This is a genomic window from Paenibacillus rigui, from assembly GCF_002234615.1.
In the GTDB taxonomy this organism is placed as follows: Bacteria; Bacillota; Bacilli; order Paenibacillales; family NBRC-103111; genus Paenibacillus_S; species Paenibacillus_S rigui.
This window is the reverse complement of the sequence record NZ_NMQW01000066.1, coordinates 1-23,247: the sequence shown is the minus strand read 5'-3', so window position 1 is coordinate 23,247 and position 23,247 is coordinate 1. Positions and strand designations below refer to the sequence as shown.

Below are 23,247 nucleotides of genomic sequence, written 5' to 3'. Positions count from 1 at the left end.
TGACTTTTTATTGTTGTTTTGAAAGCAAAAGACGGCTAACGAAATAGCCCTTAATCTCGTGGGCTCGGAGATGTGTAAAAGAGACAGAGAATGATCTGCCAATCATGATTGGCAGCCAGCCGCAAATACCGGATACGGTTGTAATGGGTCGTCACCTGCTGGATGAGGCTCCAGGTGCGAAGCCTGCCGCAGCCAAGTATTATGGTTCTGTGAAATAGCTCGTCAAGCTCAAAAAGCCGCTCATAATTTTCTTCCCTGGAGCTCAGCTCCTGCAAAGAAATCAAATGCTGAAGCTGCAGCACCTGCTCCCCGTTCAATTTGTCGCAAGCTTCTCGTACGATAGCCGATTCCAGCGTTTCTCTAACAAATCTCGATTCGTCCGCGTGCGTCAGGTCAATCAAGGAAATGACCGATCCCTTCTGCGGCGTCGTCTCGATGAGCTCCTCCTGCGTGAGCCGGACGAGAGCCTCACGGATGGGCGTTCTGCTGACGTCCAGCCGATCGACGAGCTCCTTCTCCGATATAAGACGGCCGGGCTCCAATCGCAGCTCCATAATGTCCTTCTTCAAGGCATCGTACACCTGATCCCGGATGAGCCCCTTCTTATCTTTGATTGCGGTCACTTGTTCAGCCATGCCAACCTCCCGGGAGACTTCTTGGGAAAGATCCACGATTAGGAAATCGTTCTCCACCTCATACTTATGATACTAGTATGTTAGTTTCATTTCAATCCTCAATTTGCAAAATCCCGACATGCGTTGGCGCATGAAAAACAGCACCTCCCCTCCGATCGGGAAAGTGCTGCCTCGTCGTATGTGCTATGAAGTGGTGTACAGCTTGTACAATGCTTGGGTTCCGCTATTCTCCTCACCCAGTTCGGCAAGCTGCTCATACAGCTGCCGCGCGAGCTTCAGACCATGCGTTTCCAAGCCCATTTCATCGGCTGCCTCCAGGGCAATTCCCATGTCCTTGATGAAATGCTTTATGTAAAACCCGGGCTCGAAATTGCCGTTGATCATCCGCGGTCCGAGATTGCTTAAGGACCAGCTGCCCGCAGCACCCGATTCGATGCTTTTCAACACATGGGACGGATCCAGCCCCGCCTTCTTGGCGTAAGCCAACGCTTCGCATACCCCCATCATATTGGAAGCGATCGCAATCTGGTTGCTCATCTTCGTATGCTGGCCCGCTCCGGCCGCTCCCTGATGGACAATGTTCGTTCCCAATACTTCAAAAACCGGCTTCACCGCTTCGAATACCGCAGCCTCGCCGCCAACCATAATGGACAGCCGGCCTTCCCGGGCGCCGATATCCCCTCCGGATACGGGGGCATCCAGCGAGAAGCACTGCTTATTGGCTGCTTCCTGCTCAATCCGCCGTGCAAGCGACGGGCTGGAAGTCGTCATATCAACGAGGAGCGTGCCCGGCTTCGCATTGGCGAGAATCCCTTGCTCGCTTAAGTAGATTTGCTCCACATCATGCGGATATCCCACCATGCTGATCAGCAGATCGACATGGCGCGCAAGCTCACCGGGCGAATCGTGACTTATCGCGCCAAGCGCAACCAATGGCTCCGTCTTGGCCTTGGTCCGGTTATATACATGCAGCTGATACCCGGCAGCCATCAAATTTTTGACCATACTTTGTCCCATTACGCCTGTGCCGATAAAGCCGATGGCCGCTCCTTTGGATATGGGTGTTATACTCATGGACGATTCCTCCCCGACTTGGATTGTTACCTATTATTTAAAGTAACCTTTTGCGGAGAAAACTGCAAACAAAACGGAGCGGCTCTATTGACAGCCCTTCCAGGAACAAGTAAAATCATTGAGAATGATTTTCATTATTAAACCATTTCATGACTACATAAGGGGAGATTTACTTGTTATTTACGATTCGGCACACATTCAACAAGCCGGCAGCCTTGCTGCTGACCGGGCTATTAAGTATCGGCTTGGTATTAAGCGGCTGCGGCACCACAGGTACGAAGGAGCAAGCAAACGACACCGCCCAACCAACAAAGGAGCAGCCTGCGGCAGTCGGGCAACCCCTCACGGTCAAGCACGCCATGGGGGAAACCAAGATTACCGGTAACCCCTCCAAGGTCGTCATCCTGACGAACGAGGGCACCGAGGCACTGCTGGCCTTGGGCGTAAAGCCGGTCGGGGCCGTCAAATCATGGACCGGGAGCCCTTTTTACGAGCATCTAAAAAAAGATCTGGATGGCGTACAGGTGGTTGGCGACGAGAATCAGCCGAACCTGGAAGCGATCGCCGCATTGAAGCCGGATTTGATTATCGGCAATAAATTGCGTCAAGAGAAGGTATATGCCCAGTTGTCTGCAATAGCACCTACCGTATTTTCGGAGAAAATCAACGCCGACTGGCAAAAAAACTTCAAGCTGTACGCCGAAGCGCTGAATAAGAAGGCCGAAGGCGATCAGCTGCTCGGCAAGCTGGACCAACGGATTGCGGACTTTAAAGCCAAAGCCGGAGACAGCCTGAACCGGCAAATATCCCTCGTTCGTTTTATCCCGGGAAAAACGCGGATTTATTATAAAGATACGTTTGCCGGCTTCATGCTGCAAAAAATCGGTTTTCAACGGCCGAAGGTTCAGGATCAAGACAAATTCGCCGACGAAGTGAATAAAGAACGGATCCCGGATATGGAAGGTGATATGCTGTTCTACTATACCTATGATAACGATAAGAAAGAAGCCAGCCAGGTAGAGCAGGAGTGGACGAAGGATCCGCTATGGAACAACTTGAATGTTGTGAAGAAGGGACAGGTGTACAAGGTGAATGACGACATCTGGAACAGCTCTGGCAGCATTATTTCTGCAAACCTGATGCTGGATGATCTGGAGAAGTACGTGCTGAAGAAATAAGCAAAGCCTGCATCGCCGGGCACTTTAGGCTTGCAATACGCAGATGACCACAACCCGGAGCCACTGAAAAGCGGCGGAGTGGACAGAATCGTTCTGCAGAAGCGGACGCGTTCGCCTTTTTCCCTGGATTTTACCTGCTAAAAGCGGGGTGAAATTCAAAAAAATCCAGGGACGACAGCGATCGGAAAAACGATCTGTACATGCAGCGGTGACTTTTTCAGTTGCCCCCCATGCAGCCGCAGCAGTGGCCTCCTTCTTCAGCCCGGGTTGTTTTTTTTGCGGTCAAACGGTGATGGGATTCATGGGAGAGCTTTGTAATGCTGGATATAATCGATCCGATCTGCAAGCGTCGGATGCGATCCGAGCATAAATTGAACGAGGGCGGGCGGATATACATCCGACATGCTGTCTGCGGCAAGCTTTTGAAACGCCCGTACACCGGCGCCAGGGTCTTTGCGAAGTTGAATTGCATATTCGTCCGCACTGTGCTCATGCATCCGGGATATGGCGTTGTCTACCGGCGAAGCCGCAAAGGAAAGCACCGAAACAAGGAGCAGGAGAATCGGCAGTCCGGCATAATCCAATGTGTCCCTGACCCTTAGCCCCTTGCCCCACTTGCGATGAATCCATATGAACAATCGATAGGCAAGCCAAAAGCCGAACAAGCTTTCCACAATCCCCCATAGGGTTCCCCAGAGCACATGGCGTTTGACATAGTGCCCCATTTCATGCGCCATAATAAACAAAATTTCATCGGGCTTCAGCTTCTGCAGCGTCGTATCCCATAGCACGATCCGGGTGGTGGAGCCGATCCCGCTCACATAGGCGTTAAGTCTGTTCGTCTGCTTGGACTTATCCACTTCGTATACTTGATCCGTTGGAATATTCGCCTGCTTCGCGAGCTGCAGGATTTGCTGCTTCAGCTGTTCATTTTGCAGCGGCTTGAAATCGTTAAAAATCGGCTCCATTACCACAGGCTGAATAAACGTGAAAAATAACGTCAAAGGAATCGACACCGCCCAACCGAGCAGCCACCAACGGCGGGGACTTTTGCGGATGGCAGCATAGATCAGCCACACCGCAGGAATCGTCACAATCAGATTAACGCCGAAGCCCTTTGCGATATCCGTCAGCCAGGATCCAAGGCTTTGGCTCGTTAATCCGTACGAACGCTCAAGCTCGTGAAGGTAATAATCCAGAGGGAGATCCACGATTTGGATAGCCAGCTGCAGCAGCACCACATAGACGGCGACCTGCCAAAAAGAACCGCGGAACAGACACTCCGCCCGCTCCCGAAACCAGGCTGACACACCTAATCCCATCATAAGCAGTAAAATGGCCCAGGTCACGGGGGTAGAAATAAAATACGAAATGTTCTCAATCGTCGACAGCCTGTGGACGCTCTGCAGCTGATCTGCGGTCATAAAGCTGGCAGGATCGGCAGGCCCGCCTCGTAATGCCAAGGGTACAGGATTCATGGGCTGCCTCAGGAAGTAGGTACAGACCGCGATACAATATATAAGGAAAACGCCAAGCCAAGCCCAAGCCCGTTTCATTTCTTCTCCCGCCCTTCCGATGTCCGCCTTCTCCTTTCCATTATAGACTAATTTATCGGGATTTATAGGAGGGCTCCCCGTTGCTAAACAGTGCTTGCAAGTGCTACGATAATTGGGAAAGGAAACTATTCCCATATAGGAGGCTGTTATGGATCGATTTCCCCGATTATCTGAGCTGCTGCAACGTTTTATTGAGAAAGGCCCCGCAGGGTGCTCCTGTATCATCGCTCAAGGAAATGAAGTGGTGTACGAGCAAAGCTTCGGTTACGCCGATCTGGAAACGAAGCGTCCGATTCGCCCGGATACGATCTTCCGCATTTATTCCATGACCAAGATCATCACCTGCACCGCGGCACTTATGCTTTATGAGCGAGGACTTTATTTATTGAACGATCCGCTCGAGGAATATCTTCCCGAGTTCAGCAGCCCCCAAGTATACCGCTACAGTCCTACAGGCGTTCTCACCACCTCTCCGGCGGCAGGTCCGATCCGGATTAAAGATTTGTTTACGATGACCTCCGGCTTAACCTATGGAGGTGATAAGCAGGAGACGGCACGGACGATTGCCGGGATTATGCAGCAATTGCGCAGCAGCCAAGAGAACGGCGAAACGCTCAACGTCCGTGACCTGACGAAGGCTTTGTCCGCAGCCCCTCTTGCATTCGACCCGGGAACTCACTGGCAGTACGGCTTCAGCCACGATATTCTGGGCGCATTAATCGAGATTTGGTCGGGTAAATCATTGGGTCAGTTTCTGAAGGAGGAGCTGTTCGATCCGCTAGGCATGGAGGATACGTTCTTCCGGATTCCGGACGATAAGCTGGACCGGCTGTGCAGCATGTACGATCGGACGGAAGATGGAACGTTGACGAAAAATACGCGTATGGATGCGAATTACCAGCCCGGTGCCCTATTCGAAAGCGGCGGTGGCGGCTTGCTGTCTACTACAACCGATTACATCCGTTTCGCCCGGATGCTGACGGCCGGCGGGACGTGGGAAGGCAAACAATTCCTCAGTTCCCATACCCTACGGCTCATGACGACGAACCATCTCGGAACGCAGCAGTTGGCCGACTATCATTGGCCGCAGCAAGCAGGCTATGGCTATGGCTTGGGAGTCAGGGTCATGATCGATCCGCCGGCAGGCGGAAGCAACAGCAATCCCGGAGAATTCGGCTGGAGCGGGATGGCAGGAAGCTGGACGCTAATGGATCCCGAGGCAGAGCTTTCCGTAGTGTACATGCAGCAGCTGCTGCCGAATCTTGAGTCTTACCACCATCCCAGAATGCGCAATGTCATCTACGGCTCCCTGTAGCGGACAAGTACAACCGCCCCCTCCATCCTTCGGCGGACGGGTGCGTTGAATGATCCCGGTTGGATCGTTGCAAAAATAAGCTCCCTGCTTGCAGCAAATATCATCAGGCTGCAAGCAAGGAGCTTATTTATTGGAATTCACACTTACGTTGGCAGGTGTGCCACGGGTGCGTGTAAGTGAAGGTTAGACGGTCATAGCAGGAGCGGCCGAGGTCGGCTCTACACTGCCTTTACCTGCTTCGGACTCCGAATCTGCCCCCTGTGCTGAATCCTCAGGATCCAGCCACCATTGGTAGCCATCCTGCTGCAGAAGCTTATGCGCAGCACTCGGGCCGTTGCTGCCTGCCGGGTAAAGCTCAAGCGGCACCAGGTTTTCCTCGAACGCCTCCAGAATCGGCTGTACCCATTGCCAAGACATCTCTACTTCATCCCAATGAGCAAAGAAAGTGGAGTCGCCGATCAATGCATCGCGGAACAATTTCTCATACGCCTCCGGCACATCCTTCTGATCCGCGGAATATCGGATATGGATCGGCTCGATGCCTTCTCCCTGGTTCGGCTCCTTCAAGTTAAGCTGGAAGGAAATTCCCGCTTCCGGGCCAATTTCAATAATGAGCAGGTTCGGTGCGGCCTGCATATTTTTGCCATTCGGCTTTTCCAGCGGATCCTTGAACTGAATCACAATCCGCGTCGACTTTTCATTCAGCCTTTTGCCGGTCCGGATGTAGAACGGAACCTCGCTCCAGAAATAGTTATCGATCCACAGCCGCGCAGCGATGAACGTATCATTCGCCGAAGCCTTATCGATTCCCTTCTCCTCCGTATAGCCGGGCACAGTCTTGCCTTCCACTACCCCGGAAGTATATTGGCCGCGGACCACGTTCAGTCTGACGTCTTCCTTAGATAGGGGGCGCAGCGATTCGAGAACAAGCTTCTTTTTAAAAGCCACATTGTCCGCCGTACTATGCTTGGGCAGCTGCAGCGCAAGCATCATCAGGATCTGAAGCATATGATTCTGGAACATATCGCGAACCGCTCCATAGTGATCGTAATAGCCTGCCCGTTCTTCAACGCCGACGGTTTCACTGGCCGTAATCTGCACGTTGGCGATATAGCGGTTCGTCCACAGAGCCTGCAAAATCGGGTTCGTGTACTCGAGGTCCTCGAGGTTCTGAATCATCGGTTTGCCAAGATAATGGTCGATCCGGAAAATCTCCCGTTCTTCAAACGACTGCGCCAGCTTCGCATTCAGCTCCCGCGCCGTTGTCAAATCTCTGCCGAATGGCTTCTCAATGATCAGCCGCTTCCAGCCTGTCACTGCCCCTAAGCCGCTTTCCTTAATAGAGTGGGCAATCGTCCCAAAAAATTCAGGCGCCACCGACATATAAAAGATGCGGTTTTCCGGGATGCCCAGCTCAGCCTCTCTACGCTTTACAAGCTCAAGCAGCCGGCTGTAATCCCCTAACACCGGAATGTCCAAAGAGGAGTAACGGAAGGCTTCAAGAAATGTCTTCAGGCCGGCTTCGTCCTGTACCCTTCTTCTTGAGAACGAACGGATCGATTGTTCAATCCTGCTTTGAAATTCGGCGTCCGATACCGCCTTTCTTCCAAGTCCAATGACGGAAAAAGCAGTCGGCAGCTTGCCGTCAAGATATAAATTAAAAAGTGCCGGATAAATTTTACGTTTGGCCAAGTCTCCTGTAGAACCGAATAAAATAAACGTTGCAGCTTCCATTGGGAAACCTCCTATCACTTACTAATTGTTAGAATCTATCGATAAATGTATCGTACAGTTTATTTTTGTAAGTATCATGAAGAAATGATGAAAACCAAATGAAGCTTTCATGAAAAATGACAAAAAGAAAAGGGCCCTTGCGGGCCCTTTAACGGTGAATTGATTTGTGAATATTGCCTTGAACCTCTTTTGAACCTTAGGTCTTACCACATGGAACACATTGCAGTATGGGGTACTACAATAACGTCTCTGCGGCACATCCCCTCGCTTCTATTCAGATTCTAACAACTTTCCCGGTATTGCTCGTTGATCGCCCAACGGAACCACACCTCTCTTTTCACCGTCGAAAAATAGTATGGCCGGGATGCTTTTGTTTTATTCACTGCTGCATGCAGATATAACGATTATTCGTTAAGGGCCTTTTTCATCGAAGCCAAATTATTTTTCATGATACCGATGTAATCGAGATTTTTTTGCTTGTCTTCCTCCGTTAAGCCCTCAATGGGGTTCAGCACATCCGTCTTCGCTCCGATTTCTTTGGCAATGGTATTAGCCACCTTCGGGTCGACTAACGTTTCGAAAAAAATCGTTCGGACCTGCTTCTCTTTGGCGAAATTAACGATGTCCGCCATTTTTTCCGGGGACGGCTCTTGCTCCGGGGATAAGCCTGCAATCGGGATTTGGGTCAGCCCGTACTGCTTGGCCAGGTAGCCGAAGGCCGCATGCTGTGTAACGAATTCCTTGCGCTTTACCTGCTTCAGCTCCGTTCGGAAGCTTTCATCCAACTGCTTTAGCTGAGTAATATACGCTTCTGCATTTTTCTTATACGCCTCTTTGTGGGCCGGGTCCGCTTTCTCAAAGGCAGCTTGAATCGATGCGACCTCCTTCTGGGCAAGCGCGGGATCGAGCCAAACGTGCGGGTCCATGATGCTTTCCTCCGAAGACTCGTGATGGGCATGCCCTTCTTCTTCCTCCTCCTCCGGGAGGCCTTGCATCAGCTCGATTCCTTTGCTTGCTTCCACAACCGTCCGCTTCTCATTGGGCACGCTGTTCAATGCCTTCTCAGCCCAGCCCTCCACCATGCCGTTATATACGAACACATCCGCTTCCTTCAGCTGTATCATATCTTTCGCACTCGGTTCCCAATCGTGCGGCTCGACGCCGGGAGGAATGAGACCGATGACCTCCGCGTATGCTCCTCCTACTTGCTTGCTGAATTCAACCATCGGGTAAAAGGTTGCCACAACCTTCAGCTTCGGACCGCTCTCTGCAGATAGATTGGAAGCAGAAGCTGGATTGGACGGGCTGGATGCACTGGTTGGGGTGGACGGACTGGAAGCCGCTGATCCTGCAGAGCCGGAGCCTCCCGCATTCCCCGTGCAGCCCGCCAACAGCCACAATGACATGGCAGCTAGAGCCGCCGCTTTACTAAACCAAAATTTCATCATGATATCCTCCCTATCGTAACTCTATGTATTGTATTGATTAAACCTAAGAAACCCTAGTAAATTCGCCAGTTTTTTCACCCGGAACCGCCTTGTCGGCTTGGTGATTGAAGGCTTGCCGCCATTTCAGCATCGCTTGCTTCAACGTAATTCCGGCCATAAGGAAAAGCAGCAGGGCAAGCGCGATCGTACCACCGGGCGGCGTGCTCCACTCGAAGGAAGCCGTTAGTCCCGCACCTACGCCGACCAGTCCAATGCACATCGCAAGCAGCAGGGCAGCCTTGAAGCTTCGGGCCAGACGAATCGCCAGTGCAGCGGGAAGCACGATCAACGAAGATACCAGCAGTACACCAACAACCGGCATGGCGGCAGAGACAATCATGCCTGTAAGCACGCTGAAGCCCAATGAAATCCAGCGAACAGGCAAGCCGTTGGTCCGGGCCGTTTCTTCATCGAACAGCATTTGGTACAAGGGACGGCGAAGCAGTATAAAAAAGCTCCCGCCTAGCAAAGCTACGGTCATCAGGACAGCCAGTTCTGAGGAATTGACGGCAACAACGGAGCCGAACAAGTAGGATGAGAAGCTTTTGTTCAAACTCTGATTCATGCTCATGAGTACAACCGCGCTGGATAAACCGCCTATCATCAGGATCGCTATCGATATTTCACTGTACGTCCGGTACGATTTGCGCACATACTCGACTCCGATCGATCCCATAATGGCTGTAGCAAACCCCATCCAGGTCGGGTTGATGTGCAGGTAAGCCCCTGCCGCTACGCCCGCCAACGAAATATGGGACAGCATATCCGCCATAAGCGCCTGCCGGCGCAGCATCAGATAAACCCCCAGCACAGATGCTAATAGGGCAATGATCCCGCCGGCACAAAATGCCCTCTGCATGAAGTCGTAGTGCAGCATTTCCATTCACCGTCCTCCTTTCGTTCCAATGAAATGATCCGGTCCAGGTAGGCGCTCACCTCGGATAAGCTATGCGTCACCATAACTATCGCACGATTGTGCAGGGTCGCCTGCTGACGCAAAAATGCGTAAAAGGCCAGCCTGCTGGTGTGATCCATCCCGGTTGTCGGCTCATCCAGTATAAGCAGATCCGGTTCCTGCGCCAGTGCGCGGGCAATGCAAATTCGCTGCTTTTGCCCTCCGGACAGCTCCCCGATTTTGCGGTGACGATGCTCCCACATCCCCACCTGCTTCAAGGCCTCTTGAGTCAGCCTATGGTCTTCCTCCCGAAGCCTTCTCAACCAGGATCCTCTAACGAACCTCCCCGAGAGAACAAACTCGGCAATCGTGCTTGGAAAGCCGCCGTTAAAGGCTGCAATGTGCTGAGGCACATAGCCTGTCACAAGCCGGTTGCCCTCGGGACCTTTGGCTGACAAGAACGCGGTCCCCTTCCATGGCCGGAGCAAACCGAGCATCAGTTTGAGCAGCGTCGTTTTGGATGCTCCGTTCGGGCCGGTTAAGGCGACGAACTCACCTGTATAAATATCGATATCGGCCTGTTCAAGGCACGGGACATCGGTATAGCCAAATTCAACTTGCTTCAATGAAGCCAATAGCATAAGCAAACTTCCTTTCCGATGGAGTCATTTCCCCCATCTTTATGTATGTAATAATTACGATTAATTAGCGGAACTGGAATGCCCCGAACGCTCTTGATATCCCGTTGCAGCTCCTACATGAGGAAATGACGGTATAAATTCTTCAACACTGCCGGATTTATATAATAGTAATTATTACGATATAGATCATAACAGCCTTACAGCCAGCCTGTCAATGACTTTCCCTTATCATTTACAACTACCCTACCCGCAGCTTGACATTACCTGTTATACTATGCAATGAACCTGCTGGGCTGCGAGGATACACATAGAGAAGCTTCACGCAGCTGCAACATCAATTAACGGACAAGGAGTCGACAGAAATCGTATGCAAGCTTCCATTCCTGATCTTCAAGCCTCACCTGCTCGTACAAAGGGACGGTTTCCGCTATCCCTTTTATGTCTGACGCTGGGGGCATTTGCCATCGGCATGACCGAATTTATCATTATGGGGCTGCTGCCCAATGTAGCGAACGATTTGCATGTTACGATACCGCAGGCAGGCCAGCTTATTACCGGCTATGCCCTTGGCGTAGCGGTCGGGGCGCCTGTGTTAACCATTCTGACCCACAAGGTCCCGCAAAAAAAACTGCTCGTGCTGCTGATGTGCATTTTTATTATAGGGAATGCTTTTTCCGTCATTGCCCCTACCTATTGGCTGCTGCTTGCAGCACGCATCGGGACAGCATTTGCACACGGAACGTTTCTTGGGGTAGGCTCCTTGATCGCTACCCGTCTCGTATCGCCGGATCGAAGGGCGAGCGCCGTTTCCATCGTCCTTGCCGGACTTACCATAGCCAATATCATTGGCGTACCTTTCGGTACGTTCATTGGCCAGCAGCTGGGCTGGAGGGCGTCTTTCGGAGCGATAACAATACTCGGTATTCTCTCGCTTGCCGGCATCATTCGTTTCATTCCGGTCATCCGTCAGGAGCACGCGCCTGACCTTGCTAAAGAATTCCGAAACTTGATGAATCCCCAGGTGCTTCTGGTTCTCTTAACAGGCGCACTCGGCTGCGGCAGCCTCTTCGCGGTGTTCACCTACATAACTCCGATGCTGGAGAATATTAGCGGCTTCGCCGAGCACAGCGTGACCTGGATTCTCGTCTTGTTCGGCTTCGGCGTCACCATCGGCAATATGCTCGGGGGCAAACTGGCCGATTGGAAGCTGATGCCGTCGCTGATGACCAACTTCGGGGTGTTGGCCGTCATTCTGGCCGTATTGACTTTTATGCTGCCGCATCCTTACTTGGCTGTCATTACTGTATTCTGTTGGGGCATTGCCGCATTCGGCATTATGCCGGGCATTCAGGTTCGCATTATGAATTTGACGCGGGAAGCGCCCCTGCTGGCGGCCACCTCAAGCCATTCCGCGCTGAACCTCGGGAATGCCGGAGGCGCTTATTTGGGCGGCCTCGCCATTACGTATTCAGGCTTAGCCTCCGTCCCCTGGCTGGCTGCAGCTTTGGCTGCACTAGGGCTTATCGGGGCCATGACCAGCTACCTCGTAGAACGCAAGCTCACCATGACCGCTTCCTCCGCTCATTAAGCGCGACAAAGAACCTGGCCCAATGGAGGCCGCTGAAAAACGGGCGGAGTGGACGGAATCGTTCTGTAGAAGCGTAAGCGATCGGAAGAAGGATCCGTCCATGCAGCTCGCAGCTTTTTCAGTGGCCTCGCCCCATACCAGGTTCTTGTTGTTTGCTTTTGGTCTGCGCCGGGGCAAGAGCGCAGCGTCCGCTTTTATCCTTATCAGTGCATATAGGTTTTCAGCAGGTCTTTGACGGATGCGTTCAACGAATCGACGTCCGGCACGGGTACAGGGGTATCCTTCACTTGATATTTCTGCTTCAGCTTCAGGATCCGGGCCACGCTTTGATCGATCGTCTCCTCCGGAATGCGATGATCCTGCACGGCTTGCCGAAGGGCTTGAATGACCGCCGTTACCTTGCCGTATTCATGCCCGACCAGCACGACGTTCGTCCCGGCCAGCACCGATTGCACCGCTGCTTCACCTAAGGTGTAATTTTGCTCGATAGCGCCCATGGTCATATCATCCGTCATAATAACCCCGTCATAACCCATCTCATTCCTCAACAGATTCGTCATGATTTCCCTGGACAGGGAGGCCGGTACTTTCGCATCGATTCGCGGGAGTAAAGTATGGGCAACCATGACTGCGTCCGCCTGCTTCTTGAATGCCTCCGCAAAAGGAATCAATTCCAGCTTGCGAAGCCGGTTCAAGTCATTCTGCACGACAGGCAAGCCCACATGCGAATCGACAGACGTATCCCCATGCCCGGGAAAATGCTTGAGCACAGGCAGCACGCGCTGCTCCTGAAGCCCTTTCATCGTTTGGACCCCCATGGAGCTGACCAGAGAGGCTGTAGTACCGAAAGAACGGTCTCCAATGACCGGGTTGTTCGGATTGCTGTTCACATCAAGAACGGGGGCGAAATCGACGTTCAGCCCGTACGCGGATAATTCCTTTCCCAGCAAGCTGCCGACGCCGTAAGCGAATGCGGGATTCGCCGTCCTGCCTATCGTTTGATTCGCCGGTGTTTTGACCATTTCGTCAGGGAGCCTCGTTACCCTCCCTCCTTCCTCATCCATCCCAAGCCAGAGGGGAGCCTTGTTCCCCGCATTTGCACGTTTTAACGTATTCAGCAGATTGACCAGCTGCCCGCTGTTTTTCACATTCGGCTTATATAAAATAAGACCCCCTACATGGTCGTTCTGCAGCAGACCACGCGTCTCGGGATTCATCTGTTCTCCGTCGATACCGGCAAATATCATTTGCCCGATTTTCTCGTCTAGACTCATTTGCAGCAGCGGCTGCGGCGCTTGACTCCCCTTGTCGGGAGGCTTCGCACTCGGTTCTTGCCCCTGCTCCAGCGGCGAACCCGGTGAGGGCGGCATGGGAGCAGGCTGCGTTGACGAGCGGTGTTGACAGCCGGCTAAGCCTGCGAGACAGACACAGTATAATAGACTCCATTTCAGCCATTTGCGGATACGATGATCCATAGGACACACTCCTTTATGCTGGAAGGTTTCTGTCCAAAGATGTTGTGTTGTGAGCCGATTAATTGGCTCTCTCTTTAGTATGAACGCTTCCCTCTGGAAATAGTCCCCAGCTGGAGCATACCGGGCTATTTAGTCGAATAAATTGAGAATATTGAACATTAAAGAACCCCGCATGTCAAGCTGATATTCAGGAAAGGAGCTTTTAACCATGGGTAATTCCAGACGAAATCAAGAGCCTTCCCCCGACATCCCGCAGCCCATCCGTCCTGACGGTGCAGGAGCAGTCGATTTAGGCCCCCGGGATATTATGAGGGATATGGAAAATCCCAACATGCTGGTCCCGCCCGTGACCGACGCAGGTCTGATTCCGAATCTGCGATTCGCTTATTCGGACACGCACATGCAGCTCAATCAAGGCGGCTGGTCCCGTGAAATCACGGTTCGCGAGCTTCCTATCGCAACGACACTCGCCGGCGTCAATATGAGCTTGACCCCCGGAGGCGTCCGAGAACTGCACTGGCATCAGCAGGCCGAATGGGCTTATATGATCTTGGGAAGTGCAAGAATTACTTCCGTCGATCAGAACGGACACAATTTTATTGCCGATATAGGCCCCGGCGATCTGTGGTATTTCCCTCCCGGCATTCCTCACTCTATTCAAGGCTTGGAAAACGGCTGCGAATTTCTGCTCGTGTTTGACGACGGCAGCTTTTCGGATTTGAATACATTATCGGTTTCCGATTGGTTTGCACACACGCCCAAGGAGGTGCTGTCCGCCAATTTCGGTGTTCCAGCCAGCTTGATGGATTCGATTCCTTCCGGTCAGGTGTACATTTACCAGGATGCAGTACCCGGTTCCCTATCGAGCCAAACGGTTGCCTCCCCGAACGGAACGGTTCCCCAAAGCTTCAAGCACCAGCTGCTGGCACAGCAGCCTATCCGAACCTCCGGAGGCAGCGTTCGAATCGTAGACTCCACCAACTTTCCCATCTCCAAAACGGTCGCTGCCGCTCTTGTCGAGATTGAGCCCGGCGGAATGCGGGAATTGCACTGGCATCCTAACAATGATGAATGGCAATATTATCTTACAGGGCAAGGCCGCATGACGGTATTCGCAGGCAATGGCACGGCAAGAACGTTCGATTACAGAGCCGGAGATGTCGGCTATGTGCCCTTTGCCTATGGTCACTATATCCAAAACACGGGCACGCAGCCGCTCTGGTTTCTCGAAATGTTCAAAAGCGACCGGTTTGAAGACGTCTCTCTCAACCAATGGCTGGCATTGACTCCTTCCGAACTCGTTCAGAGCAATCTCAAGGTCGGAGCGGAATTTACGAAATCCCTTCACAAGGAAAAATCACCTGTGGTGAAATATCCCGGCTTCACGTACACTCCAAAGTAACGTGATCGGTGCCATTCACTCGCTTGAACAGAGCGAGCACGTATAGCCGATCACTCACTGATGTGCCAACAAGGATACCCGGCCTCGCCATCTTTCCAAGTGGCATCCGTTTGTCAAGGTAGACCAAGGTTAGGAAACTTATACTTTCATAGCTGCACAAATAAACCTGGCCCATGAGGCCAGGTTTATTTGTGGTTATGTAAAATTAATTTTCAATAATGATGCCGCTTAATTTCAAATTTACTGCATGGGCAATGGTATCTCCTACCGGGCAGGTTTCTTCCAAAAACCGGACGAACGCCTCCACTTGCTCTCTAGGTGCATCCGTTTTGATGTGAAAGGTATAGCGAATATCGGAATAACCGGGACGCACATCGGATTTCTTGAAAAATCCGTCCAGATCGAGATCTCCCTCCACTTCTACCCAAAAATCATCCAAGCGGATATCGAACTTTGAAGCGTATACTCTGGCTACGATCGATTGGCAGGCCCCCAAAGAGCCTAGCAGCGCTTCAACCGGATTCATCCCCGTGTCGGTTCCCCCCAAGCTTTTCGGTTCATCGATGGTAAATTCGAAATTTCGGGAACGAACCTTAACAACTACGCCTTCCTGCAAATGTGCCGTTGCTTTAAATGTTGTAGCAGCTATGACACTCACTCCAATCGTTAAAATGTATTGAACAAATAATACCATATAATTCCGATAGAGTAAATATGATTTATTTCATTTGGACAACTCGACAAAGCCCTCACCGAATACGTCCCGTACGTCATGAATCGTAATGAATGCCCGCGGATCCAGGGACCGGACGATTTTTTTGAGCTGGCTCACCTCCTGCTTATGGATGACGATGTAGAGCATATTGCGCGGCTTTTTGGTATAGTGCCCGTAGCCGTACAGTACCGTCACTCCTCTGTCCATCTGCGCATTGACCTGTTCTGCGATTTGATCCTGCATTTCCGAAACAATGGTCACCGCCTTTTTGGGATTGACGCCTTCAATGATAAAATCCATGACCTTGGTCCCCACATAAAGCATCACGATCGTTAGCATCAGGCTTTGCGCACCGATGATGAAGAAGGAGGCTCCCGCTACAATCAGGTCAAAAAACAGCAGCGCATAGCTGATATTCCAGTCCAAATATTTATGGGCAATCCGCGCTAAAATGGTGGAGCCGGCAGTCGTTCCCCCCGTGCGGATAATCAAGCCCAAGCCGATCCCGGCAAAAACACCCCCGAATACAGCATTGATGACCGGCTCATTCGAGTCAATCCGCCACCCCTCGGTCAGGAACAGGAATAAGGAATTCAGCATGACCGAGATCACCGTATACACGATCGTCGTTTTGTCCAGAAACTTATAACCGATCCCCATCAAAACTGCGTTCAGAATCAGATTCACCAGCCCCGGCGGCCACTGGAACAAATAATATAAAATAATCGTGACGCCTGTCACGCCGCCCTCGCCGAATTGGTTCGGAATGACGAACAGATTGACAGCCAGGGCAAACAGCAAAGAGCCTGCCGCAAGAAAGCCTAAATCCACAAGTCGTTGTTTCATCTGCATGATGACCACCTATTCCCCCATAAGATAAAGCCTAAATTATACTGGATAAGCTTATTTTCAGCAACATCGCCGTTTCTTCCTTTGCAGCAGGACAGATTTTATGCCCAAAGACTCAATTTACAAAATAGGACTGTTCCGAATGAAACATTATCCAGTGAGACGAGTCTAATAGATTGTAAGCTGTCGAAAAGGGGGTTATGCTGTCTAACGATTTCACTACATATGAGAACCTGTGCCGGCCGATGTCCCTTACGCGAATAAGATTTTCCCAACCATAACGAGGATCTTGGCGGTCCTCTATGATTATTTCAGACTTAGAGGTGAAAGATGAAGTTAAGGCTAGTTACAACAATCGTATCGCTGCTGCTGATTGTCCTCCTGCTCCCCGCCTTGGCATTGGCGAATGGCCAAACTACCGATGCCGGCGTTCCGTTGTTTTTTAACGGCAAGCAATTGAATCCTGAGGTTGCTCCCCGGATTATTAAGGATGTCACGATGGTTCCCGTTCGCATTATCGCTGAAAGCTTAGGCTCCAAGGTGGAATGGAACCAGGCTGCCCATAAAGTAACGATCACTAAAGCTGACACCCGAATTGAAATGACAATTGACCAGCCTTCGGCCAGCGTGAACGGTGTCAAAAATACACTGGATGCCGCTCCCGTGCTTATCGATGGCAATACGCTGCTGCCGGTGCGGTTCATCGCCGAAACGATGGGCATCGAGGTCAATTGGAACGATGTATCCAGAGCGGTTTATTTAACGGAAAAGACGAAGGAGCCGGCTTTGCCTGTTACAGAGTCCCCTTCCCAGCCTTCTGCGAGCCCGACGGACAAGCCCGCGACGGATGCCAACGGGAAACCGCTGCCTAAGATTACATCCATTGCTGCCACGGCATCCAAGCTGCAGGTCAAAGCCGATTCGGGACAGTTAAGTCCTACAGTATTTGCCCTCCATGATCCGGAACGAATCGTCATAGATATACCGAATGCCGTCCTGGATCCGAAGCTTTATACCAATTCTGCTTCCAAAAGCGGCAGCACTGTGTCCCAAAATGTGTATATCTCCAATGTCCGTTATTCCCAATTCAATATGAATCCTTATTCTGTCCGTATTGTATTGGATATGAAGGAAACCGCTGACTTAAGCTGGGAGTCGGGCCTGAATACGGCGGCGCTTGCCGGCGTGCTTCAGAAGGGAGCGAAATACAAGGTTGTCATCGATCCCGGCCACGGGGACCAGGATCCCGGCGCCAAGGCTGTGAATGGCCGGGTAGAGAAGGAATTTAATTTGGCGATGGGCTTGAAGGTATACGCGTTACTCCAGCAGGAAGCACAAATTCAGCCTTTCATCACACGCAATGACGACACGTTCGTCCCGCTGGATGACCGGGCCAAGTTCGCGAATGACCGGAATGCCGATGTGTTTGTTTCCATTCATGGCAATAGCTATTTGGCGTCCTCTACAGGAACCGAAACGTATTATTACAAATCCGACAGCGTCGAGTTTGCCGATATCATGCACAAGCATGTAACGGCCGCGACAGGACTGCCTGACCGCGGCGTGCGTCAACAGCCATTCCGCGTGGTAAAAGTAACTAATATGCCGGCTGTTCTGCTCGAGATCGGGTATCTCTCCAATGAAGGAGATACAGCCCTTATGTTTGACGAGGCATTCCAGGACAAGGTGGCATCGGCCATCGTTGCCGGAATTAAAGAACAACTTCACATTCCATAAGACAAGATAAAGGTGGTGGCTTCGATGCCAAAACATACGCTGCGCGGAATCGTGCTTCTGGGGGCAATCGCCCTGGCCTTGTCCGGCTGCGGTCAAAAACCGGCCTTGAGCGGCGGCCCCGCGTCCCATGGCTCCGAGCCTCCCCAGGCCAACAACAGCCAGACGACCTCGCCTCCGGTTCAAAAAGAGGCGCCGGCCGACAAGGAGAAGGAGCCGATTCACAGCAACATTAAAGCTTATTACGGCGACGAGCAGCAAACCAAGCTGGTTGAGAAGCAGGTCGCCATCTCCTATAAGGAGGAGAAGGATAAGTATACGGCAGCCTTGTGGACCTTGAAAAAAGCGCCCAAGGATAGCAATCTGGTGCCCTTGGCCGAAGCGCTTGGCTTTAAATCCGCGGTGCTGAAGGATAAAAAGCTGACTGTCGACGTTACCGTCTCCGGCGAAGGACGTCTGGGCGCACCGGGCGAGCAGATGCTGCTCGAGGCGATGAAGAAGACGCTGTTCCAATTCCCTGAGGTGGACGCCATCGATATTTTGGTGGACGGCAAGCCCGCTGAATCGCTAATGGGCCATATGGACCTGCCGCACCCGATGAAGCGGGAGAAATAGCTTCTGCCAAAGCTGCGTCCCTGCGTCGGCCTTGAACAAAAAATACCACCGTTTTCGCCGAGGCGAGCGGTGGTATTTTCTTTAACCTGCATCTTATAGAAGGTCCCGTTTCACAACAGCCTGACTGTAAACGTGCGCTCGAACGGCGTGATCAGGTTTACATGCACGTACCGACAGCCCGCCGGGTGATCGTCGTTGCGAAGCGTAGGCACGCCATGCTCCCAAGCGCCGGAAGAGATTTCTATGGCTTCGCCGCCGGCTTCATAGCGGGCTTTGCCGCTCTTCAGGAAATACCGGCTGTGCTCCGCCTGATTCACCCCTTCTCCGCTTAACGTCCCCTCCACGCCCAAAATAAACGTCAGCTGCGTCGCAACGTCCTCGCGCTCATCCGAGCTGATTTTAATACTCCACTCCGATTCTCCCGGTGTCAGCTCTGCCGTTAGACGATGGGTCTGCAGATGAGTAACCGGGCGATGCTGATGCGCAAGCAAATACCAAGGGCTGCCGGAAGCTTGCCCCTCCCGTTCTGGCAGCAGCTGCCGTGGGATCGGTCCGGTATACCCTTTTTCCATCGTGATACCCAGCTTATACACTCCATCCTCCAGCACTAGACTGTCGAACTTCACGACGCCGGGTGAAAAAGCGCTCGAGAGCTTTACACCAAGCAGACGGACCGCCCCATGCCGCATCGAGAAAAAGGACGGCGTTCTCGTCATAAGCGTCACGCTCGTATCCTGTTCCCTTATGCGCACGACAGGCGCGCCGAAGGCGAGATGCATGCTGCTGTGCTCTATTTTCATATGATGACCTATGCTATCGATCCGGTCGAGGTGCTCTTCCATCGGATGTTCCCTATTGATCGCCTTGACATAACGGTCCGGCAGCGAGGCCCGTTCCAGGCCGGAAAGATCGGTTTGCTGCGGGTAGACCATGAGCTGCAGCAGCGCATTGTTATTCACGGCCTCCGTTCCTTGAATAAAGGATCCGGCGTAGTCCGCCATCGCGGCGAACAGCGGATCCCGGTCCAGCGCGGCCATAAGCCGGTACGCCAGGAAATACGTGGCCATCGAATACGTATGGCCGAAATCCTGCCGTCCCGAGTAGTCGGTTACGATTTCACCGGACGGATGCACGAGATACACCATCATGCGCAGGTTGCGGCGAACCGCCTCCAGCAGCTCCGGCAGACCGAAGATCTCATACAGCAGCGACAGCGCTGCGGTTAGCACCCAGCGGTGATTCGGCGTATGGCAGCCGCCGGTTAGCATCGCCGGAATCGTCCGCTCGAGGAACAACCGCAGCTTCTCCGCCGCTGGCCGGACGTCCGGCCAGTCCTGGCTGCTCAGCAGCTTATAAATTTGAGTCACACCGCCGACAACAAAGGCGGTATCCGGCGGCGAATTGAAATTCGTCGAGCCCAAGGAGATGGTACCGTCCGCATGCTGACGGTTCAGCATGAAATCCGCTGCCAGCTCCAATGCGGATAAAACCGCTGCATCACGGTAATACTTCGATGCCGGATTCACCAATGCACATGCCCAGCATGCCATGACGCTCGGCGTTCCTCCATGGTTGGGCCGCGGAATCAGAGAATCATCCATGATGCCGCCTGCATATTTGGAACCCGACGTCCGCACCTGCTTGCCCAACGTAGATTCCGTCACCTCGTCATACAGCAATACCAATCTCTCATATACCGCTTCCATCTCCAGGGTCCCCCTCATTACTTGTCGCTTCTTCTAAGGCAATCAGTCGATCCAGCTCCATCCGGATCCGCTGTGGAATTTCTTCAAACAGCTGCGGCCACTCCATGAACAGCTCTTCGCCCAGCCGGTATTCCTCGAACTTCATAGACGGCTCGAAGGCACATGACTGCAGATACCGTCGAACCCGCCGATCCGTATGCTCGTCGGTAGCATAAATACCGCGAAACATGTCCGGTACGCTTAAGCCGTCAGCCCCCGCTTCTTCCTGTACCGCTGAACGCAAATGGGGCAAAAGCTCGAACAGCTCGGGCAGCGGCGAAAAGGCATGCTTGCCCGGCTGTGAATACAACCGGACATGCGTGCCTTCCACCACATTCGTACGGTTGGGGAGCAGTCCCTTGACATATTTGCCATGGAAGCTGGCTTCTGCATCCAACACCTCGCCATTCACGCCAACGTACACCCATACATGCTCCAATTCATACAGATGCTGCATATCGTAATCCCAGTAAATTGCGTATTCAATGATCCTCTCCAGACCGGGAAGCTGAAAGCGCAGCTCCCGGCGAAACGAAGGGGAAGGTCCTGTCTCCTGCAGCACACTGACCCCAACACGAACAGGATAGAAAGGCTCCCGCTTGTCAAAACAGATCACCGGAGCATACTTCATCGCAAGCGCTGTGTCCAACACCGAATCCCTCACTTCCTTAAGCCTTATACCTTGCCTCTGCTTACCCTTTCACCGAACCGAGCATAATGCCGGAAACAAAATATCTTTGGAGCCATGGATATACAATCAGAATCGGCAGAGTCGCTACGACGATGCTGGCCGCCTTCAGGCTTTCCGGCAAAATCTGTACGATTTGGGCTCCTTCCATCTGCATTTGGTCGGTCATCATACTGTTCATGATCATCTGGTACAGCTTGAGCTGAAGCGGATACAGCTCCGGCTTTGTGATGTAGAAGAGCGAGTCCATAAAGCCGTTCCACCGGTTTACCGCGTAGAACAGACTCAGTGTAGCAATTGCCGGCATGGAGAGCGGAAGAATAATGCGGACCAGCGTCCCGAAATGGCTGCTGCCGTCCAGCTCCGCCGACTCCTCCAAGCTTTTGGGGATACCGTTAAAAAACGTGATCAAAATAATTAAATAGAACGGATTCACCAGCATCGGAAGGATCAAGGACCAGATCGTATTGACCAAATGCAGCTGCTTCACCAAAATATATTCCGGGATGATCCCCCCGCTAAAAAACATGGTGAATACAATCATATACATGATCGTCTTGCGCCCTTTTAATTCCGTCTTCGTCAGCGGATAAGCCGCAAGAATCGTCATCGTCATACACAGAACGGTAAACAGTACCGTTAGTCCGATAGAAAGCCCCAGCGAGCGGAGCATCGAGGCGTCCGCCAGAACACGGTTGTACGCTTCCCAGTTCAGCTCAACCGGGAAAATCGTCACGATGCCGGACATGATCGGTTTATTGGAGCTGAGGGAGATGGAAACGATATGAAGGAACGGGGCCAGGCACAGGACCAGGCTGATCAAGAGGAGACCTACGTTCACTCCGTCAAACATTGGGTTAACCGCTTTACCTTTCATGTACGTTACTCCTTTCGAGATGTAGGAGACTAAATAATCCCTTCATCCGTCGTTTTCTTGGAAATATAGTTGGACGTCAGAATGAAGACAAGACCTACGACGGCTTGGAAAAATCCGACTGCTGTAGCCACCGAATATTCCCCGGTTTGCATCCCCATTTTATAGACGAACGTACTGAGCACCTGTGAAAAATCAGCTACCGTCACATTCCCGATCACAAACGGCCGGTCAAAGCCGATTTGCACCATTTCCCCCAGCTTGAGCACCAGCAACACAACAATGGTGGAGCGGATTCCCGGCAGCGTAATGTTCCAAATTTTCGCGAGGCGGCCCGCACCGTCCACATCGGCAGCTTCATACAGCTCCTTATTGATGGCTGTCAATGCGGCTAAATAAATGATCGTTCCCCAGCCTGCGCTTTGCCAAATCCCTGTTCCCAAGTAAGTGAGAAGCCAATAATATTTATCCGATAGAAACGGAATCGGACCGATTCCGAAATTTCCGAGCAGATGGTTGACCATCCCCGAGTTCGTCGAGAAGGCCTGATAGACGATGCCTCCGATAATGACCCACGAAATGAAGTGGGGCAAATACAGAATCGTTTGGGATATTTTCTTGAACCAGATGGTGCGCAGCTCATTGAGCATTAAAGCCAATAAAATCGGTGCCGGAAACGAAAACACCAGATCGAGAAAATTCAGCATGAACGTGTTGCGAAGCGCCAAATAAAATGAGTCCATCTTAAAAATTTGCCGGAACGTATCGAGGCCGATCCATGGGCTTTTGTTAATGCCTTGAAAGAAATTGAAATTTTTAAAAGCAATCGTCACACCGTACATCGGACCGTACTTGAAGATGACGAAATAAACGACGGGGAACAGCAGCATCGCATACAGCTGCCAATACCGGCTCAGGTATGTGTTCATGCCTCTCAAAGGGACTCCTCCTCCTAACCAGTTATGCGACTGTCTCTTAGCCATATCTCCGAGCCCTCGAGACTAAGGCGAATATCGACTACACACTTACGGTGGACATAAAAAACCA

At 52.1% G+C, this 23,247-nt stretch carries 20 protein-coding genes; 6 read left to right on the top strand and 14 right to left on the bottom strand.

All coding sequences use genetic code 11. The features are described 5' to 3' along the window. Positions 1 to 50: 50 nt before the first annotated feature. A complete protein-coding gene (locus tag CF651_RS30495) occupies positions 51 to 635 on the bottom strand; it encodes a GntR family transcriptional regulator (protein ID WP_094018631.1) in 585 nt (194 codons plus the stop codon). A gap of 183 nt (positions 636 to 818) precedes the next feature. Further along, positions 819 to 1,709: an NAD(P)-dependent oxidoreductase gene (locus tag CF651_RS30490; RefSeq protein WP_094018630.1), complete on the bottom strand. Its 891-nt coding sequence runs from the start codon at positions 1,707 to 1,709 to the stop codon at positions 819 to 821. A 173-nt stretch (positions 1,710 to 1,882) separates the two neighbouring features. Here CF651_RS30490 and CF651_RS30485 point away from each other — a divergent pair, with 173 nt between their 5' ends. Further along, a complete protein-coding gene (locus tag CF651_RS30485) occupies positions 1,883 to 2,887 on the top strand; it encodes an ABC transporter substrate-binding protein (RefSeq protein WP_245856220.1) in 1,005 nt (334 codons plus the stop codon). A gap of 299 nt (positions 2,888 to 3,186) precedes the next feature. On the opposite strand, the gene CF651_RS32085 is transcribed toward CF651_RS30485, so the two are convergent. After that, positions 3,187 to 4,365, bottom strand: a complete 1,179-nt coding sequence (locus CF651_RS32085) for a M48 family metallopeptidase (protein ID WP_179233075.1) — start codon at positions 4,363 to 4,365, stop codon at positions 3,187 to 3,189. Positions 4,366 to 4,591: 226 nt separating this feature from the next. Between CF651_RS32085 and CF651_RS30470 the strand changes: the two genes are divergently transcribed. Next, entirely contained in the window at positions 4,592 to 5,758 is a 1,167-nt protein-coding gene (locus CF651_RS30470; protein WP_094018628.1) for a serine hydrolase domain-containing protein, read from the top strand. A 183-nt stretch (positions 5,759 to 5,941) separates the two neighbouring features. Here CF651_RS30470 and zwf read toward each other — a convergent pair whose 3' ends face one another. From zwf to CF651_RS30450, 4 genes are all read right to left on the bottom strand, one after another. Further along, positions 5,942 to 7,492, bottom strand: coding sequence for a glucose-6-phosphate dehydrogenase (gene zwf, locus CF651_RS30465; RefSeq protein WP_094018627.1), 1,551 nt, complete (start codon positions 7,490 to 7,492; stop codon positions 5,942 to 5,944). Positions 7,493 to 7,896: 404 nt separating this feature from the next. Continuing rightward, complete coding sequence (locus CF651_RS30460) at positions 7,897 to 8,937, bottom strand: metal ABC transporter substrate-binding protein (RefSeq protein ID WP_094018626.1); 1,041 nt, start codon at positions 8,935 to 8,937, stop codon at positions 7,897 to 7,899. Between the two features lie 46 nt (positions 8,938 to 8,983). Then, a complete protein-coding gene (locus CF651_RS30455; protein WP_094018625.1) occupies positions 8,984 to 9,862 on the bottom strand; it encodes a metal ABC transporter permease in 879 nt (292 codons plus the stop codon). Then, positions 9,796 to 10,515 (bottom strand): metal ABC transporter ATP-binding protein, encoded by a 720-nt coding sequence (locus CF651_RS30450; RefSeq protein WP_094018624.1) that lies wholly within the window; start codon positions 10,513 to 10,515, stop codon positions 9,796 to 9,798. Before CF651_RS30450 ends, CF651_RS30455 begins: the two co-directional genes overlap by 67 nt. Before the next feature lie 367 nt (positions 10,516 to 10,882). On the opposite strand from CF651_RS30450, the gene CF651_RS30445 reads away from it, so the two are divergent. Next, positions 10,883 to 12,103: an MFS transporter gene (locus CF651_RS30445; protein ID WP_094018623.1), complete on the top strand. Its 1,221-nt coding sequence runs from the start codon at positions 10,883 to 10,885 to the stop codon at positions 12,101 to 12,103. Between the two features lie 203 nt (positions 12,104 to 12,306). On the opposite strand, the gene nagZ is transcribed toward CF651_RS30445, so the two are convergent. After that, entirely contained in the window at positions 12,307 to 13,578 is a 1,272-nt protein-coding gene (nagZ, locus tag CF651_RS30440) for a beta-N-acetylhexosaminidase (RefSeq protein WP_094018622.1), read from the bottom strand. Between the two features lie 208 nt (positions 13,579 to 13,786). On the opposite strand from nagZ, the gene CF651_RS30435 reads away from it, so the two are divergent. Then, positions 13,787 to 14,980, top strand: coding sequence for an oxalate decarboxylase family bicupin (locus CF651_RS30435; protein WP_094018621.1), 1,194 nt, complete (start codon positions 13,787 to 13,789; stop codon positions 14,978 to 14,980). 205 nt (positions 14,981 to 15,185) lie between these two features. Here the strand turns inward: CF651_RS30435 and CF651_RS30430 are convergent, their stop codons facing one another. Next, on the bottom strand, positions 15,186 to 15,629 hold the full coding sequence (locus CF651_RS30430) for an OsmC family protein (protein WP_094018634.1): 444 nt from the start codon (positions 15,627 to 15,629) through the stop codon (positions 15,186 to 15,188). A gap of 75 nt (positions 15,630 to 15,704) precedes the next feature. Next, complete coding sequence (locus tag CF651_RS30425) at positions 15,705 to 16,541, bottom strand: YitT family protein (RefSeq protein WP_094018633.1); 837 nt, start codon at positions 16,539 to 16,541, stop codon at positions 15,705 to 15,707. A 333-nt stretch (positions 16,542 to 16,874) separates the two neighbouring features. On the opposite strand from CF651_RS30425, the gene CF651_RS30420 reads away from it, so the two are divergent. Continuing rightward, positions 16,875 to 18,281, top strand: coding sequence for an N-acetylmuramoyl-L-alanine amidase family protein (locus CF651_RS30420; protein WP_094018620.1), 1,407 nt, complete (start codon positions 16,875 to 16,877; stop codon positions 18,279 to 18,281). 24 nt (positions 18,282 to 18,305) lie between these two features. After that, positions 18,306 to 18,893 carry a GerMN domain-containing protein gene (locus CF651_RS30415; RefSeq protein ID WP_094018619.1) on the top strand — a complete coding sequence of 196 codons (588 nt, stop codon included), beginning with the start codon at positions 18,306 to 18,308 and terminating at the stop codon, positions 18,891 to 18,893. Positions 18,894 to 19,003: 110 nt separating this feature from the next. Here the strand turns inward: CF651_RS30415 and CF651_RS30410 are convergent, their stop codons facing one another. From CF651_RS30410 to CF651_RS30395, 4 genes are read right to left on the bottom strand one after another with little or no spacing between them, the layout of a single operon-like run. Further along, positions 19,004 to 20,599: a hypothetical protein gene (locus CF651_RS30410; protein WP_094018618.1), complete on the bottom strand. Its 1,596-nt coding sequence runs from the start codon at positions 20,597 to 20,599 to the stop codon at positions 19,004 to 19,006. Further along, positions 20,583 to 21,290, bottom strand: coding sequence for an NPP1 family protein (locus CF651_RS30405; protein ID WP_245856219.1), 708 nt, complete (start codon positions 21,288 to 21,290; stop codon positions 20,583 to 20,585). Before CF651_RS30405 ends, CF651_RS30410 begins: the two co-directional genes overlap by 17 nt. A 40-nt stretch (positions 21,291 to 21,330) precedes the next feature. Beyond that, the gene (locus CF651_RS30400) at positions 21,331 to 22,203 is read right to left on the bottom strand and encodes a carbohydrate ABC transporter permease (RefSeq protein ID WP_094018617.1); all 873 of its coding nucleotides are present in this window, start codon (positions 22,201 to 22,203) and stop codon (positions 21,331 to 21,333) included. Positions 22,204 to 22,232: 29 nt separating this feature from the next. Beyond that, positions 22,233 to 23,129, bottom strand: coding sequence for an ABC transporter permease (locus CF651_RS30395; RefSeq protein ID WP_245856221.1), 897 nt, complete (start codon positions 23,127 to 23,129; stop codon positions 22,233 to 22,235). Between the last annotated feature and the right edge of the window lie 118 nt (positions 23,130 to 23,247).

Bases quoted from the DNA above. Each gene is read 5' to 3' on its own strand.
- CF651_RS30495 (WP_094018631.1), bottom strand. From the start codon at position 635: ATGGCTGAACAAGTGACCGCAATCAAAGATAAGAAGGGGCTCATCCGG.
- CF651_RS30490 (WP_094018630.1), bottom strand. From the start codon at position 1,709: ATGAGTATAACACCCATATCCAAAGGAGCGGCCATCGGCTTTATCGGC.
- CF651_RS32085 (WP_179233075.1), bottom strand. From the start codon at position 4,365: ATGAATCCTGTACCCTTGGCATTACGAGGCGGGCCTGCCGATCCTGCC.
- CF651_RS30470 (WP_094018628.1), top strand. From the start codon at position 4,592: ATGGATCGATTTCCCCGATTATCTGAGCTGCTGCAACGTTTTATTGAG.
- zwf (WP_094018627.1), bottom strand. From the start codon at position 7,492: ATGGAAGCTGCAACGTTTATTTTATTCGGTTCTACAGGAGACTTGGCC.
- CF651_RS30460 (WP_094018626.1), bottom strand. From the start codon at position 8,937: ATGAAATTTTGGTTTAGTAAAGCGGCGGCTCTAGCTGCCATGTCATTG.
- CF651_RS30455 (WP_094018625.1), bottom strand. From the start codon at position 9,862: ATGGAAATGCTGCACTACGACTTCATGCAGAGGGCATTTTGTGCCGGC.
- CF651_RS30450 (WP_094018624.1), bottom strand. From the start codon at position 10,515: ATGCTATTGGCTTCATTGAAGCAAGTTGAATTTGGCTATACCGATGTC.
- CF651_RS30445 (WP_094018623.1), top strand. From the start codon at position 10,883: ATGCAAGCTTCCATTCCTGATCTTCAAGCCTCACCTGCTCGTACAAAG.
- nagZ (WP_094018622.1), bottom strand. From the start codon at position 13,578: ATGGATCATCGTATCCGCAAATGGCTGAAATGGAGTCTATTATACTGT.
- CF651_RS30435 (WP_094018621.1), top strand. From the start codon at position 13,787: ATGGGTAATTCCAGACGAAATCAAGAGCCTTCCCCCGACATCCCGCAG.
- CF651_RS30425 (WP_094018633.1), bottom strand. From the start codon at position 16,541: ATGAAACAACGACTTGTGGATTTAGGCTTTCTTGCGGCAGGCTCTTTG.
- CF651_RS30420 (WP_094018620.1), top strand. From the start codon at position 16,875: ATGAAGTTAAGGCTAGTTACAACAATCGTATCGCTGCTGCTGATTGTC.
- CF651_RS30415 (WP_094018619.1), top strand. From the start codon at position 18,306: ATGCCAAAACATACGCTGCGCGGAATCGTGCTTCTGGGGGCAATCGCC.
- CF651_RS30410 (WP_094018618.1), bottom strand. From the start codon at position 20,599: ATGGAAGCGGTATATGAGAGATTGGTATTGCTGTATGACGAGGTGACG.
- CF651_RS30400 (WP_094018617.1), bottom strand. From the start codon at position 22,203: ATGAAAGGTAAAGCGGTTAACCCAATGTTTGACGGAGTGAACGTAGGT.
- CF651_RS30395 (WP_245856221.1), bottom strand. From the start codon at position 23,129: ATGAACACATACCTGAGCCGGTATTGGCAGCTGTATGCGATGCTGCTG.